This window comes from Amycolatopsis granulosa, from assembly GCF_011758745.1.
GTDB lineage: Bacteria > Actinomycetota > Actinomycetes > Mycobacteriales > Pseudonocardiaceae > Amycolatopsis_E > Amycolatopsis_E granulosa.
In genome coordinates this window covers 226,152-240,847 of the sequence record NZ_JAANOV010000001.1, presented here as the reverse complement: position 1 = coordinate 240,847, position 14,696 = coordinate 226,152, and the positions used below count along the sequence as shown (strand labels likewise).

The window sequence follows — 14,696 nt, the reverse complement described above, 5'->3', positions numbered from 1 at the left end:
TCACCTCTGTGTGAGTTCGGCGGGCACGCTCACCGAGCCGGTGGCGTGCCGGATGACCTCTTCCTCCGTCATCGCCTCGCCGGTCAGTTCGGCGACGATGGCCCGCCCGCTCATCACCAGCACGCGGTCGGCGAGCCCGAGAACCTCGGGCAGTTCGGAGGAGATCAGCACGACGGCGACGCCGCGGGCGGCGACTTCGTTGACCAGGGCGTAGATGTCGGCCTTCGCGCCGATGTCGACGCCACGCGTGGGCTCGTCGAGGATGAGCACCGCGGGACGGCGGGCGAGGCAGCGGGCGAGCAGGACCTTCTGCTGGTTGCCGCCGGACAGTTCGGCGACGCGCTGGTCCAGGCCGGCTGCCTTGATCCGCATCCGGTCGGCGTAGGAGCGGGCGGCGGCCCGGCGCGCCCCCGCCGACGTCCGCCCCAGCGGGCGCCGGCCGAGCGGGGTGCCGGTGCAGACGTTGTCCGCCACCGACATCGCCGGGAACAGGCCCTGGGTCTTGCGGCTCTCCGGCAGCATCACGATCCCCGACGCCGCGGCCGAGGCCGGGTGCCGGAGGTCGACCGGCCGGCCGTCCACCGTGACAGCGCCCCCGTCGCTGCGGTCGAAACCGGCGATCAGCCGGCACAGCTCGCTGCGGCCGGCACCGACGATGCCCGCCAGCCCGACGACCTCCCCTGCCCGCACCTCGAACGAGGACTCCCGCACGGTGCGCGAGCTGATCCGCTCCACCCGCAGGCGCACCTGCGCGGAGGGGCGGCGCTCACCGTGCTGGTACAGGTTCTCGACGGGCCGGCCGACCATGGAGGTCACGATCCGGTCCTCGGTCATCCCGGCGCGGGACATGGTGTCGGCGACGCGGCCGTCACGCAGGACGGTGACGCGGTCGGCGATCCGGTCGATCTCGGCCATCCGGTGGCTGATGTAGAGCAGTCCGAGGCCCGCGTCGCGCAGTTCCGCGACGATCCCCAGCAGCGCCCTGGCCTCCTCGTCGGACAGGGCGGCCGTGGGCTCGTCGAGCACCAGCACCCGCGGACGGTCGGCCAGGGCACGTGCGATCTCGACCAGCTGCTGCTGCCCGGTGTTGAGGTCGGCCACCCGCGTGTCCGGGTCGAGCGCCGCGCCGACCCGCGCCAGCGCGGCGGCCGCGCGCGCCCGGGCCTGGCGCCGGTCGAACCGCCCGCCGCGGCGGCGCGGCTCGCGGCCCAGGACGATGTTCTCCGCGATCGTGCGGTCCGGCACCAGGCTCAGTTCCTGGTGGACGACGGTGAGCCCGCGCTCGCGGGCGTCCCCCGGGCCGGAGAAGGTCACCGGCACGCCGTCGACCAGAACCCGGCCGCCGTCGGGGGCGTGAATCCCGGTCAGCACCTTGATCAGCGTCGACTTGCCCGCCCCGTTCTCCCCGGCCAGCACGTGCACCTCGCCCGGGACGAGGCCGAGCGAGACACCGCGCAGTACCGGGTTGCCCGCGAAGGACTTGGTGACGCCGTCCAGCCGCACCACGGCTGTGCCGGCTGTGTCGGTGGTACCGGTTGCGTCGGCGGTACCCGCTGTGTCGGCGGTACCGGCTACGTCTGCGTGGCGTGCCATGTCAGCCCCAGCTCGGGTAGGAGCCGAGGGTCTGCGGCGTGACCAGCACGGTGGGGATCAGCACCGGAGCCGACGGAACCTGCTCCTTGCGCGCCAGGCGCGTCGCCAGGTCCAGCCCGGTGCGGCCGAGCTTCGCCGGGTCCTGCCCCGAGGTCCCGATGATCAGGCCGTCGCCGAACAGGTCGGTGAGCTGGCGGGCACCGTCCACACCGGCGACCTTCACGCGGGCGCCCTTCTGCTGGGCGGCGAGCGCGATGCCGATCGCGGTCGGGTCGTTGACCCCGAAGAACCCGGCGACGTCGGGATGGGCCGTGAGGATGTTGCTCGCCACGGTCATGCTCTTGTCCCGGGTCAGGTCGGCGCGCTGGGTGGCGACGACGTCGATCCCGGGAGCCTGGGCGAGGGCCTGCCGGCACCCGGTCATGCGGTCGGCGATGGCCGACACCGCCGACCCGTCCACGATCGCGATCTTCGCCCGCCCGCCGAGCTGCTCGGCGAGGTAGGCGCACGCATCGCGGCCCGCCTGGACGTTGTCGCTGGCGACGGTGGCGTCCGCGCCCGCGGCGGCGACATCGATGGCCACCACGGGGATGCCCGCCTGCTTGGCCCGCAGTACCGCGGGACCGATCCCGTCGGAGTCGACCGCGTCGACCACGATCGAGCTCACGCGCTGGCGGATGAAGGTGTCGATCTGGTTGCTCTGGGTGGCCACGTCGGCGTTGGCGTACTGGACGGCGACCCGCACCCCGGGTCCGGCCGCCGCCTCGATCGCCTTGCCCTCGGCCAGGAAGAACGGGTTGGACGCGGCGTTGAGCGTGACGCCGACGGTGCGGTCACCGCCGGCGGAACCGGCACCGGAGGCGCACCCGGCGAGCGTGGCGAGGACCGTGAGGCCGGCCGCGACCAGGGCGCCGGCGCGGCGCAGCGGCCGGCGCGCGGGCAGCGTGCGAGGAATCATCGTTGATTGTCCTTGTCTGTTCGGGGAACGGGCCGGCCAGCCGACCCGCGGTGGGGTCACACGACCGGCGTCACGCCGCCGTCGATGCAGAAGTTGGCGCCGGTCACGAAGGCGGCGCGGTCGGAAGCCAGGAAGGTCACCATCGCGGCGACCTCGTCCACGGTGCCGAGCCGGCCGAGCGGGATCCCGTTCAGCTCGACGTACCGCTGCAAGGCCGTCTCCCGGTCCACACCGAACTCCTCGGCGAGACTGTCCGCGATACCACCGGGACGGTCGTAGATGGGTGAGCGCACGAACGCGGGCGAGACCACAGTGGACCGGATGCCGTAGGGCGCGAACTCGGCGGCGAGCACCTTCGACAGCATCAGCACGGCGGCCTTGGACACGCTGTAGTCGGGCAGCCGGGGGTTGGGCATGCGCGCCGCCTCCGAGGCGATGTGGATGAGCACGCCCGACCCGGCGTCGCGCATCACCGCCAGGGCGGCGCGGGCCGCCCGGACGTAGCCCATGAGGTTGAGCTCGAGCGTCGACGCCCAGTCGGCGTCGGTGATGCCGAGGAACCCGTCCCGCACCGGGGCGACCCCGGCGTTGTTCACCAGCACGTCGACGCGGCCGAATCCGTCGAGCGCGGCCGCGATCATCGCCTCGGCACCGGCGGACGTGCGCAGGTCGGCGGGAACGACGCGCAACCGGTCCGGGCCGGCGAGTTCCCCGAGCTGCCCGGTCTGCAGGTCGGCGCCCACGACGCGGGCGCCCGCGTCCAGCGCGTGCCGGGCGCAGGCGAGCCCGATGCCGCCGCCCGCACCGGTGATGACCACGACCCGACCGGACAGGTCACCGTTGACCATGAATGGCCTCCCTCAACCGTCAGGGACCGGGGCTGCACGCCCCACGTTGGGAGACACATTCTCATACAAAGGACGTCTCGTCTAGTGGGTGAGAATTTCGGCCTGGGCGCGTTCGGGGCGCCGAGTCAGTCGAACCGGGCGATGTTCTTGCCGGCGAGCTCGGAGCCCAGAGCGCGGGACACCTCCTGCCCCGCGCCGAGCAACAGGTCACGCCAGCGGGGGAAGTCCTCGCCGAGGATCGACTCGCGCACGCCGCTGATCGACACCGCGGCGCGGACCTCGCCGCGGTAGTCGACGACCGGCACTCCGATCGCGGCCACGCCGACCGTGACGTCCTGGTCGCTGACGGCGAAGCCGTCCGCACGAGCCTGCCGCAGCACCTTGCGGAGCGCGGCAGGCTCGGACGGAGTGGACGCGGTGAACCGCGACAACGGCACGTTCCGTTCCAGGTAGGCCTCCCATTCGGTCTCCGGCGCGAAGGCCAGCAGGGCACGGGAGGCGGCGCCCGCGTGCAACGGCAGGGACCCGCCCAGCTGCAGCGCCAGCGACTGCACCCGTTTGCCCGCGAGCCGTTCGATGCACACGGCGGCATCGCCGCGCCGGACGCAGAGGAAGACCGTCTCGCCGGTCAGATCGTGCAACCGCTCCAGCACCGGTTGCGCGAACTCGCGCTCGTCGAACCTCGCGACCACCGCCGTGCCCAGGGTGAGCAGCTTGACCCCCAGCCGGAACTGCCCCCGCCGCGCTCCCTGCTCCACCAGGCGCTCGGCCTGCAGGCTGGACAGCAGCCGGTAGACCGAGCTGCGCGGCTCTCCCAGCGCCTCGGCGAGCTCCGCCGCCGTCGCCTCTCCCTGCGCGAGGTGGTCGAGCACCTGAGCCACCTTGCGCACCAGCATCACGCTTCCGTCATTCGCCACCTCGGGATGTTACCGCTGTGCGGACAAGACGACCAATAGAAAAGATTCTCGTTGTATGGACAGTCTGACCGTCAGGCGGTACTTTGCGCTCTCATGACAGTCGTCAAACGCGATCCGCAGCGCGACCTCGCGGACCTCATCGACACGATCAGCGAGCGCGCGCTGTTCGCCCGCCTGGAAACGGTCCGGCTGATCTCCATCGCCAAGACCGGTCACTACGCCTCCGGTTTCTCGTGCGCGGAGATCCTCGCGACGCTCTACTACGGCGTGATGCGGCTGCGCCGCGGCGAGCCGGACTGGCCCGAGCGGGACCGATTCCTGTTCGGCAAGGGGCACGCCGCGGCGACGCTGTACCCGCTCCTGGCCGACTGGGGGTTCTTCGACCCCCGCGAGCTGGACGAGTACACGCGGCTGGGCAACGCCTTCGGCGACCACCCGGACATGACCCGGATCCCCGGCATCGACTTCAGCAGCGGCTCGCTCGGCCACGCGCTGTCCACCGGCACCGGGATCGCCCTGGGCACCCGGATGCGGGGCTACGACTCGAACGTCTTCGTCCTCCTCGGCGACGGCGAGCTGCACGAGGGCCAGATCTGGGAAGCGGCGCTCGGGGCGGCCCACCACCAGGTGTCGAACCTGATCGCGATCGTGGACCGCAACGACCACTCGCTGGACGGCCGGATCGACACCGTCACCGGAATCGAACCGCTCGAGGACAAGTGGCGCGCCTTCGGCTGGCAGGCGCACCGGGTCGACGGGCACGACGTGGCCGCCCTGCTCGCGCTCCTGCGCAGCGTCGTGGCCGACACCGCCCGCACGTCTCCCGTGGTGATCATCGCCGACACGGTGAAGGGCAAGGGGATCTCGTACATGGAAGCCGAGTTCGGCTGGCACCTGGGCTGGCTCGCCGAGCAGGACGAACGCAACGCGATCGAGGAACTCCGGAGGGGCCGGTGAGCATCGCACCCGGGCTGCAGCCCGAATCCTGGCACCTGCTGACACTCCTCGACCGCGCGCCGGGCCTGCACGCCCTGGCCGACACCCTGGCCGACCTGGTGGACGAGGGGCATCCGATCCTCGCCGGCACCGCGGACCTGAAGTACTCCAACGGCCTGGTCCGCTTCCAGGAGCGGCACCCGGACCACTACGTCCAGTTCGGCATCTCCGAACAGCACATGGTGTCCACCGCCGCGGGACTGGCCACCACCGGCTGGCAGCCGCACGTGGCCACCTTCGCCTCGTTCCTGGCGCTGCTGGCGTGTGAGCAGATCCGCACGGACGTGGCCTACACCCGGCTCCCGGTCCGGTTGATCGGTCACCACGCCGGCATCACCCTGGGCTACTACGGCACGTCCCACCACGCCACCGAAGACCTCGCCATCACACGGAGCATCGCGGGCCTGACGGTGATCGCCCCGGCCGACGCGGCGCAGTTGCGGTCCGCGCTGCGGGCGGCCACCGACTGGCCCGGGCCGATCTACTTCCGGATCGGGCGCGGCCAGGATCCCGACGTCTACGACCACGACGACCGCGGCTTCACGATCGGCCGCGCCATCGAGCACTCGACGGGCAGCGACCTGACCATCATCGCCACCGGCTCGATGGTGCACCCCGCGCTGTCCGCGGCAGCGGTGCTCGAGGCGGAGGGCATCTCCACCGGAGTGCTCGACATGCACACCGTCAAACCGCTCGACGCGGACGCGGTGTCCCGGGCCGCCGCCCGCTCCGGGGTGATCCTCACCGTCGAGGAGCACAGCGTTCTCGGCGGGCTCGGCGGCGCGGTCGCGGAAGTCGTCGCCGGCCACGGCCACGGTGCGCGGGTGGTGCGGCACGGGCTGCGCGACGAGTACGCCCTCGTCGGGCCGCCGACCCACCTGTACCGGCACTACGGCCTCGACACCGACGGGATCGTGCACGCCGCCCGGACGGCACTGGGCTGAACGCACCGCACGGCAGCACCTGCCGCGGCGGCACCGGGTTCGCCGCGGCAGGTGGGGCTGCGCCGGCTCCGCGCCTAACGGCCGCGCCCGGGCTGCTCAAGCGCCGAGCACGGCTGCCACCCGTAGGCTGCGCAGTCGACCAGCGCCCACACCGTCTTTCCTCCGTCCGAGGGGTGGCTGCCCCAGTCGAGTGACACCTTGTCGACCATCCGCAACCCCCGGCCACCCACTACCGTGTCATCGGGGTCCTTGGCCACCGGCGGCGTGCTCGAGCGGTCGGAGACCTCGATCCGGATCCGGCACGGCTCGCGTTCTCGCCGCACCCGCACCCGGGCCGGGCCCCCGCCGTGCTCGTAGGCGTTGGTCACCAGCTCGGTCGCGACCAGCTGCGTGGCCACCAGGTGGTCCTCGCCCAGGTCGGCCAGCGCCTCCGCCGCCCACCGGCGGAGGCGCACCAGCGGTGGCGGCCGCTCGTCCGGCGGCAGCCACAGGCTCACCCCGTCGCCGCCGGTGGCGATCTCCTCGTCGTGACGCATGCCCACTCCCGACCCGTCCTGTGTGCTCAAGACGACTGACTTCGCGGCTACCCTGCGTTATCGTCCGCGAAACCGTGAACGCCGAGTATCCCGCGCCGGACGGGCGGGCCCACGGCGGTATGGGCGCTGCGGCTCAGGGGTAGTCCCGGGCGGTGAGCGCACGACGGCGGAATCCGGACCGGCTCGAGTCCTACCGGTCCAAACGGGACTTCTCGGTGACCGCGGAGCCGGCCGGGTCGGCGACGGCGGGGGCGGCCGGCGGCCGGTTCGTCGTGCAGCGGCACCGCGCCCGCCGCCTGCACTACGACTTCCGGCTCGAGGTGGACGGCGTGCTCGCCAGCTGGGCGGTGCCCAAAGGCCCCACGCTGGACCCGGACGTGCGGCAGCTGGCCGTCCACGTCGAGGACCACCCGCTGGAGTACGCCGACTTCGAAGGCGTGATCCCGAAGGGCCAGTACGGCGGCGGTGACGTGATCGTGTGGGACCGGGGCACCTGGCAGCCCGCCGACGGCCTCGACCCGGTCCGGGCGATCGAGGACGGCGAGCTGCACTTCGACCTGCACGGCGAGAAGCTGGCCGGCCGGTTCGCGCTCGTCCGCAGCGAGCGGCGCGGCAAGGAACAGTGGCTGCTGATCCACAAGCACGACGAGGCCGCCCGGCCGGGCTGGGATCCCGAGGACCTGCCGCGGTCGGTGAAGTCCGGCCGGACCAACGACGAGGTGGCCGCCGCGCCCGCGGCGATGTGGCGCAGCGACGCACCGGCGGCCGAGGCCGAGGTGCCGCTGACTCCCCCGCTCCCCCGCTGGGACCCGCCCACCGCCGCAGAGCTCGCCGCGCTCGACAGGATCGGCGCCGCCGGCACGTGGTCGCTGGCCGGCCGCCGGCTCAAGCTCACCAACCTCGACAAGGTGCTCTTCCCCGGCACCGGTGACGAGCCCCCGGTGACCAAACGCGACCTCGTCCGCTATTTCGCGCAGATCGCTCCCGTCATGCTGCCCTATCTCGCCGGACGGCCGGTCAACGCGCACCGCTACCCCGACGGCGTGGACCGGCCCGGTTTCTGGCACAAGGAGGTGCCCGGCCACGCCCCGGGCTGGCTCACCCGCTGGCACAACACCGAGGCCGACGAGGACGAGACCCAGTGCTACCCGGTGCTGGACAGTGTGCCCGCCCTGGTCTGGATGGCCAATTTCGGCGCCGTGGAACTGCACCCGTGGACCTCGCGGCTGCCCGACGTCCACCAGCCCACCTGGGCGCTGATCGACATCGACCCGGGGCCCACCACCGGATTCGACGACGTGCTCACGCTGGCCCGGCTCTACCGCACCGCGCTGGACCACCTCGGCCTGGCCGGCATGCCCAAGGTCACCGGGCAGCGCGGCATCCAGATCTGGGTGCCGGTCGCACCCGGCCACAGCTTCGCCGACACCCGCGCCTGGGTGGAGAAGCTGTCCCGCGTCGTCGGCCGCGTCCTGCCCGACCTGGTCAGCTGGCGGTGGTACAAGAAGGAGCGCGAAGGCCGCGCCCGCCTCGACTACACCCAGAACGCCATCAACAAGACCCTGGTCGCCCCGTTCAGCCCGCGCCCGGCCCCCGGAGCACCGGTCTCGGTGCCGGTCGCCTGGGACGAACTCGACGACCCGGACCTGCGGCCGGACCGGTGGACCCTGCGCACCGTCCTCGACCGCGTCCACCACACCGGCGACCCGCTCGCGCCGCTCATCGGCCTGCCGCAGCGCCTGCCCGCGCTGTGACCCCGGCCCGGCGACGGTGACCGGTCACAGCGCCAGGTCCGCGGTGAGGACGTGGAACGCCGCCCGCTCCCGCGGCGAGAGCGGGACGCTCAGCCGGTCACCCGGGTACCCGGCCGGCGGGTCGTCGGGCCGGGGCAGTGCGAACCCGAGATCGTAGGGCGCGCTGACCGGCACCATCGCGTGGCCGAGCCCGCCGAGCGCACGGCCGATCGTGCGGAACAGTCGTGTCACCATGAACCACCGCCCAGTGCCGGAATGCCTGCCCCGATGGTGCGGGACGGCACCGGGGCGCGGAAAGCGCTCCCAGGATGCGGGCACCCCGCTGGTGACCGGCCGGGCCCGCGATCGACGCGGCGACGGTGAGCTGCCCGCGATGGGCGGCGTCGAATTCAGCGGTGTCCATGGGTCTCCCCGGGTCCGGGCGAGCGGAGTCAGCTGCCGGCATCGGCGGGTGCGTGGCGGTGACCACGGCCGAGCGCCAGCAGCACGAGCAGGCACAGCACGGCGACGATGGCGGCGAACCAGCTCACGGCGGTGGCGAGACCGACCGCGGTCGCCAGGATGCCGACGCCGAGGACGGGAAACCCGACGCCGGTGTAGAGGATGACGTAGAAGCTGGAGAGCACTTCGCCGCGGCTGCCGTCCGGCGCCGCCTTGTTGACCGCGGTGAGCCCGCCGAGGAACACCAGCCCGTGACCGGTACCGGCGAGCGCGGTGGCGGCCAGCAGGAGGACCAGCGACGGTACGCGCCCGACGAGCACCAGGAGACCCAGGCCCAGGGCCAGGATCGGCAGGCCAGCGAGCTGCAGCCGGCGCGACGGCCGTCCGTGGGCGAGGACCTGGACGACCGCCGAGAAGGCCAGCGTCGAAGCGGCGGTTCCCCCGCCGAGCAGGAGGTTCGTGCTGTTCGTCAGTGCGGCCACGTAGGCCGGGATGAGGGTGAGGAACAGCCCGATCACGGCGAAGGCCAGGAAATTCGCGGTCCCACTGGTCGCGAACACCGCGCGCATCATGGGCGGGATTTCCGGCCGGCGAGGCCGCCACCGCGTCCTCGGTTGCGTGGATGGCATCCGGATGACGGTGACGGCGGCCGGGATCAGCAGCACGATCTCGACGACGAACGGCACCACGGTGGGCGCCGGTGCGTACTGGGCGAGCAATCCGGCCAGCACCGGGCCGAGACCCAGTCCGCCGACCGACGCCACCGTCGAGACCAGCGCCGCTTTCCGTGGGTTGCCGGAGGGTTCGAGTTCACTCAGCGCAGCAGTCAGCGCCCCGGAAGCCGCGCCGACGGCCAGACCCTGCAGGACCCGCGCCGCGAACAGCCACCCCGTGCTGGTGGCGAACACGAACCCGAGCGACCCCGCAGCCGCCAGCAGCACCGCCGGCAGCAGAACCCGGCGTCTGCCGAGTGCGTCCGAGAGCGGGCCGGCCACCAGCAGGGACGGGATGAGCACGGCCACGTACACGGCGAAGATCAGCGTGACGACGAACGGCGAGAAGCCGAACCTCGCCTCGTAGCCGCGGTACAGCGGTGTCGGCAGGTTCGTTCCGGTGAGCAGGATCAGCAGCGTGTAGGCCGTGGCCCAGAATCGCCACCCGCCCGGGCGGCCGGTTCGCGGGCCGCGCCCGGATGAGTTTGGCTGAGCCCGTGACCCGGCCGGCGCTCCGAGCAGGGGTGTGTCGTTCGGCATGTCCTACCTCCGGCATCATGTTCGCGTTTCTCGAACATAGCAGATGTTCGTAGAAGCCGAACATGTTCGTTAGGATGGACCTCATGGCGAGTCGCACCGCAACCCAGCTCGTGCACCCGGCGCGGGACGAGCTGGAGTTCCCCACCGTGATGACCGCGCTGAGCGATCCCGTCCGGCTGGCGATCGTCGCCCGGCTGGCCACCGTCGAGCCCGAGGGCGAACTGGCCTGCACGACCTTCGCGCTCCCGGTCAGCAAGTCCACGCAGAGCGGCCACTTCCGGACCCTGCGCGAGGCAGGCGTGATCCACCAGCGAGACGAAGGGACCAGGCGGCTCAACCGGCTCCGCCGCGACGATCTCGACGCCCGGTTCCCCGGCCTGCTCGACCTCGTCATCCCGCAGGGACGCGAAATCATGGATCGCTGGACATAACCGGGAACGGAACAGCAAACACGGCGCGCCCCGAGGGCAAACACGCCGTATGCGCCGCTCCCGGCCGCGTGTTCGCCGCTCCCGGCGGTGGGGTGGCCGCGGCGGGCGATGGGGTGGGTCAGCGGGGCGCGACGGCGCGGGCCAGGACCGTGAGGATCACACCGAGCAGGACGAGCGCGCCGCCGAAGACGATCCCCCGCGCGGGGCTCGTGCCGGTGCTCGCCAGCGCACGGGACTCCGCGGGTGCCAGGCTGCTGTCCGGCGAAGCACCGGGGTCGACACGGGCGACGAGCTCCTCGGCGTGGTGGTCGTCCCGCAGGGACACCGGCGGGGTCCCTGCGTGCCCGCCCGCCCAGACCAGCCCGCTGATCGGTTCCGCCGGGTGCTGCGCGCCGGCGGGCGGTGGGACGTCCGAAGCGCTGCCCGGCGGGGCCGGGGACACCGACGTGGTGGCGGCGGTGGTTTCCGTCCGCGTCGTGGCGTCGGCCCGCGCGCTGCTGCTCGCCGCGGCGGAGTGCGGCGGCGCGGCGGTGGTCGTCGTGGTGGGCGGCACCGTGGTCGTGGCCGGCACGGTGGTGGTGGTGGGCAGAGTGCTCGGCGTGGTCGGCATGGTCGTGGTGGTCGGCATGGTCGTGGTGGGCGGCACGGTCGTCGTGGGCCGAGTGGTCGTGGTGGGCGGCGCGGGTGCCGGGTCCACGGTGCCGCGGGCCGGGTCGCCGCCGGCCAGCTTGATCAGCTGGTCCATCGAGCCGTTGAACGTGTCCTGGTCGCCGGGCAGCGCACCGGAATCCGAGTACTGCCACATGGAGTAGTACCGCCAGCCGCTGGGCAGCGCGCCGGGGCTGCTGGCGTAGCGGGCGATGAACAGCGGATGCGTGTCCCCGAACGCCGCGGAGTCACCGGTGCAGGTCCGCCACCAGTCCGTGGTGGTGTAGAGCATCGGCCACCGGCTGGTGCGGGCGTGCACCTGCGCGGAGAACGACCGGATCCACTCGACCATCGCGTCCCGGGCGAGCCCGTAGCAGACCGGGCCGTACGGGTTGTACTCGATGTCCAGCATCGGCGGCAGGGTCCTGCCGTCCGCGGACCAGGCGCCGCCGTGCGCCACGAAGAAGTCCGCCTGGGCGGGACCGCCGGAGATGTCCGGCCGCGCGAAGTGGTAGGCGCCGCGGATCATCCCCACCTGGTAGGACCCGTCGTACTGCTGGGCGAAGTAGGGGTTGCGGTACCCGGTGCCCTCGGTGGCCTTGACGTAGGCGAAGCGGGCACCCGCGGCCCAGGCCGCCGGCCAGTTCACCTCGCCCTGGTGACCGGACACGTCCATTCCCGGCACCGGCGCGGGCTCGGCGGACGCCTGCGGCGCGGCGCACAGAACCAGCACGACCAGCGCCACGAACACCCGCGTCGCGATCCGGCCCACGGCAGCCACCCCCTTCCGCTACGACCGCAGTGTGCGTGACATGCGGGACGCGTGTAAACGGACGGTTTTGCTGTGGCAGGTGTTACACAAGAGGTTTTCGCAGGTCACCCGGGGTCTGGCTGGGCAGGGCGCGGCGTGGACTCACCCGCACAGGGGGCACCGCGCCGGTGGCACCCCGTTTCTCAACCGACAGGTTGACAACGCCCGTGGCGCCCCCTATCGTCGTTCTCAACCAAGCAGTTGAGGAAACAGGGTGGACGAGAACATCGAGCAGCTGAACCGGGTGTTCGCGGCACTGGCCGATCCGACCCGGCGGGACCTGGTCGCCCGGCTGGCCGCCGCGGACGCGACCGTGGGCGAGCTCGCCGAGCCGTACGCGATGAGCCTCCAGGCGATCTCCAAACACGTGAAGGTGCTGGAGGAAGCCGGGCTGGTGACCCGCAGCAAGGTCGCGCAGCGGCGGCCCGTTCACCTGGATGCGGAGGTGCTCCACCTGATGACGAAGTGGATCGAGCGTTACCGGCGCACGGCCGAGGAACGCTACCGGCGCCTGGACGCCTTGCTGGACCACATGACCGACGACCATCGACACACCCGGGAAGACGCATCATGATCACCCGACAGACCGAGACCCAGATCGTGGCGGCCGAGAAGGTCCCCACCATCGAGATCATCCGCGAGTTCGACGCACCACGCGAGCAGGTGTTCCGCGCCCACATCGACCCCGAGCTCTACGCGCAGTGGGTCGGTCCGCGCTCCCTCACCACGCGGATCACCCGGTGGGATGCGCGCACCGGCGGCGCGTGGGCGTTCGCCAACGACCGCGACGGCGAGGAGATCGCCGCGTTCTTCGGCAGCTTCCACGAAGTGCGCCCGCACGAGCGGATCGTGTGGACGTTCACCTACCTCGGTGAGCCCGACGGGGTCGCGCTGGAGACGGTGACGTTCGAGGCGCTCCAGGACGGCCGTACCCGGCTGCGGGTGCTCAGCGTCGTGAAGGACTTCGAAACGCGCGACGGCATGCTGGCCAGCGGCATGGAGACCGGGATCACCGAAGGCTACGAGAAGCTCGACGAGCTGCTCGCGAAGGATGCGTGACGATGACGCCGAACAGTCCCGCCGAACAGCACGCACACGACGCGGCCCGGTTCACCGCGCTGGTCGAATCCGCCTCGGCCGCCGACTGGGCGCGGCCCGCCCCGGTTGCGGGGTGGACAGCGCTCGACGTCGTGAAGCACCTGATCGAGTGGTCCCGCGCATTCCTGGGCGGGGCCGGGATCGAACTGCCCGCGCTCGACGTCGAGGCCGACCCGCGCGCCGCGTGGAAGCAGCACGTCGCCGACATCCAGGCCATCCTCGACGACCCCGCCGGTCGCGTGCTCAGCAACCCGCACACCGGCGACAAACCCGTGGACCAGGCGATCGACCAGTTCTACACCGGCGACGTGTGGTTGCACACCTGGGACCTGGCCAAGGCGCTCGGCCGCGAACCGGACCTGGGCCAGGAGCGCTGCACCGCCGCGCTCGCCGCGATGCGGCCGATGGAGGAGATCCTGCGGGGCAGCGGGCAGTTCGGGCCGGCCGTGCCGGTCGCCGAGGACGCCTCCGCGCAGGACAAGCTGATCGCCTTCATCGGCCGCGACCCGGGCTGGCAAGCCGGAAACCCGCGCCCCTGACACCACCGGGACCACGAACGCGACTGTCCCGGGTGGACGGTCAGCCCGCGTCGCCGGCGGGGGTCGCGGCGACGACGTCGGCCACCGCCGTCACCACCGTCCGGGTCTGGGGGTGCTGGGCCAGCCACAGCGGGAGCGCGAAACCCGCGGGGTCGAACGGGATCCAGCACCACCCGGGCAGCAGGCGTTCCGCGCTCGGGCGGGTCAGCAGCGCGGCGGCCGCGTCGCCGGCCAGGACGCAGGCGTAGGCGTTTTCGGTGAACCAGGCGAACACCCACTCCGGGTGGACGTCCTGGGCCTCCGCCTCGGCGAGCACCCGGTCGTGCTCGGCGGTCACCTGGTCCCGGCTGTGCGCCAGGATCCGCAGCCCGTCGAGGTCGGACAGGTGACAGCGGCGCCGCCGGGACAGCTCGTGCCCGGGCCGCACGGCCAGCCCGAGCTGCTGTTCGAGCACCAGCCGGGCGGCGAACGGCGCCGGCGGCCGCTGGTGGATCAGGCCGAGGTCCAGGTGGCCTTCCCGGAGCAACCGCACCTGGTCCACGCTGCTGGCATCGGTGACCGTCAGCGCCGCGCCGGGCACCTCCCCTGCCACCGCACCGATCACGCGCTCGATCCACGTCCCGGGCACCCCGGGCGGCAGGCCGACGCGCACCGCCTCGCGGACGGGGCCCGCCGAGCGGGCCACCTCCCGGCTGGCGTCGGCCAGGCGCAACACCAGCCGCGCGTGCTCGTGCAACGCCATCGCCGCCGGCGAGGGGCTGACCCCGCCGGGGACGCGGTCGAACAGCGGTGTGCCGACGTACCGCTCGAGCTGGTGCAGCTGCCGGGTGAGCGCGGGCTGCGAGATCCGCAGGTGCTCGGCCGCGCGCGAGATCGACCGCCGCTCGAAGATCGCGACGAAGTACCGCAGCTGCCGCAGCTCCATTGCC

General features: G+C 72.5%; 16 protein-coding genes. 7 read left to right on the top strand and 9 right to left on the bottom strand.

The window, feature by feature from the left end:
* From FHX45_RS01130 to FHX45_RS01115, 4 genes are all read right to left on the bottom strand, one after another.
* On the bottom strand, positions 1-1,506 hold the full coding sequence (locus FHX45_RS01130) for an ATP-binding cassette domain-containing protein (protein WP_208405760.1): 1,506 nt from the start codon (positions 1,504-1,506) through the stop codon (positions 1-3).
* An 88-nt stretch (positions 1,507-1,594) separates the two neighbouring features.
* Positions 1,595-2,551, bottom strand: a complete 957-nt coding sequence (locus FHX45_RS01125; protein ID WP_167096173.1) for a substrate-binding domain-containing protein — start codon at positions 2,549-2,551, stop codon at positions 1,595-1,597.
* 56 nt (positions 2,552-2,607) lie between these two features.
* Entirely contained in the window at positions 2,608-3,399 is a 792-nt protein-coding gene (locus FHX45_RS01120) for an SDR family NAD(P)-dependent oxidoreductase (RefSeq protein ID WP_167096172.1), read from the bottom strand.
* Positions 3,400-3,524: 125 nt separating this feature from the next.
* On the bottom strand, positions 3,525-4,316 hold the full coding sequence (locus tag FHX45_RS01115; RefSeq protein WP_167096171.1) for an IclR family transcriptional regulator domain-containing protein: 792 nt from the start codon (positions 4,314-4,316) through the stop codon (positions 3,525-3,527).
* Between the two features lie 93 nt (positions 4,317-4,409).
* On the opposite strand from FHX45_RS01115, the gene FHX45_RS01110 reads away from it, so the two are divergent.
* Both FHX45_RS01110 and FHX45_RS01105 read left to right on the top strand, forming a co-directional pair.
* The gene (locus FHX45_RS01110) at positions 4,410-5,273 is read left to right on the top strand and encodes a transketolase (RefSeq protein ID WP_167096170.1); all 864 of its coding nucleotides are present in this window, start codon (positions 4,410-4,412) and stop codon (positions 5,271-5,273) included.
* On the top strand, positions 5,270-6,256 hold the full coding sequence (locus tag FHX45_RS01105; RefSeq protein WP_167096169.1) for a transketolase C-terminal domain-containing protein: 987 nt from the start codon (positions 5,270-5,272) through the stop codon (positions 6,254-6,256). Before FHX45_RS01110 ends, FHX45_RS01105 begins: the two co-directional genes overlap by 4 nt.
* Positions 6,257-6,330: 74 nt before the next feature.
* On the opposite strand, the gene FHX45_RS01100 is transcribed toward FHX45_RS01105, so the two are convergent.
* Positions 6,331-6,792, bottom strand: a complete 462-nt coding sequence (locus FHX45_RS01100; RefSeq protein ID WP_167096168.1) for an ATP-binding protein — start codon at positions 6,790-6,792, stop codon at positions 6,331-6,333.
* A gap of 152 nt (positions 6,793-6,944) precedes the next feature.
* Between FHX45_RS01100 and ligD the strand changes: the two genes are divergently transcribed.
* Complete coding sequence (ligD, locus tag FHX45_RS01095; protein WP_167096167.1) at positions 6,945-8,546, top strand: non-homologous end-joining DNA ligase; 1,602 nt, start codon at positions 6,945-6,947, stop codon at positions 8,544-8,546.
* Between the two features lie 24 nt (positions 8,547-8,570).
* Here ligD and FHX45_RS01090 read toward each other — a convergent pair whose 3' ends face one another.
* Both FHX45_RS01090 and FHX45_RS01085 read right to left on the bottom strand, forming a co-directional pair.
* Positions 8,571-8,780 carry a hypothetical protein gene (locus FHX45_RS01090; protein WP_167096166.1) on the bottom strand — a complete coding sequence of 70 codons (210 nt, stop codon included), beginning with the start codon at positions 8,778-8,780 and terminating at the stop codon, positions 8,571-8,573.
* A gap of 197 nt (positions 8,781-8,977) precedes the next feature.
* Complete coding sequence (locus tag FHX45_RS01085) at positions 8,978-10,240, bottom strand: MFS transporter (RefSeq protein ID WP_167096165.1); 1,263 nt, start codon at positions 10,238-10,240, stop codon at positions 8,978-8,980.
* A gap of 83 nt (positions 10,241-10,323) precedes the next feature.
* On the opposite strand from FHX45_RS01085, the gene FHX45_RS01080 reads away from it, so the two are divergent.
* Positions 10,324-10,671 (top strand): ArsR/SmtB family transcription factor, encoded by a 348-nt coding sequence (locus tag FHX45_RS01080; protein ID WP_167096164.1) that lies wholly within the window; start codon positions 10,324-10,326, stop codon positions 10,669-10,671.
* 118 nt (positions 10,672-10,789) lie between these two features.
* Here the strand turns inward: FHX45_RS01080 and FHX45_RS28515 are convergent, their stop codons facing one another.
* On the bottom strand, positions 10,790-12,091 hold the full coding sequence (locus FHX45_RS28515) for a lysozyme (RefSeq protein WP_341771296.1): 1,302 nt from the start codon (positions 12,089-12,091) through the stop codon (positions 10,790-10,792).
* A 253-nt stretch (positions 12,092-12,344) separates the two neighbouring features.
* On the opposite strand from FHX45_RS28515, the gene FHX45_RS01065 reads away from it, so the two are divergent.
* Genes FHX45_RS01065 through FHX45_RS01055 form a run of 3 tightly spaced genes read left to right on the top strand, consistent with a single transcriptional unit; the run spans position 12,345 to position 13,767 of the window.
* On the top strand, positions 12,345-12,704 hold the full coding sequence (locus tag FHX45_RS01065; protein ID WP_167096163.1) for a metalloregulator ArsR/SmtB family transcription factor: 360 nt from the start codon (positions 12,345-12,347) through the stop codon (positions 12,702-12,704).
* Positions 12,701-13,189, top strand: coding sequence for an SRPBCC family protein (locus FHX45_RS01060; RefSeq protein WP_167096162.1), 489 nt, complete (start codon positions 12,701-12,703; stop codon positions 13,187-13,189). Before FHX45_RS01065 ends, FHX45_RS01060 begins: the two co-directional genes overlap by 4 nt.
* A gap of 2 nt (positions 13,190-13,191) precedes the next feature.
* Positions 13,192-13,767, top strand: a complete 576-nt coding sequence (locus tag FHX45_RS01055; protein WP_167096161.1) for a TIGR03086 family metal-binding protein — start codon at positions 13,192-13,194, stop codon at positions 13,765-13,767.
* 40 nt (positions 13,768-13,807) lie between these two features.
* On the opposite strand, the gene FHX45_RS01050 is transcribed toward FHX45_RS01055, so the two are convergent.
* A complete protein-coding gene (locus tag FHX45_RS01050) occupies positions 13,808-14,692 on the bottom strand; it encodes a LysR family transcriptional regulator (RefSeq protein WP_167096160.1) in 885 nt (294 codons plus the stop codon).
* Between the last annotated feature and the right edge of the window lie 4 nt (positions 14,693-14,696).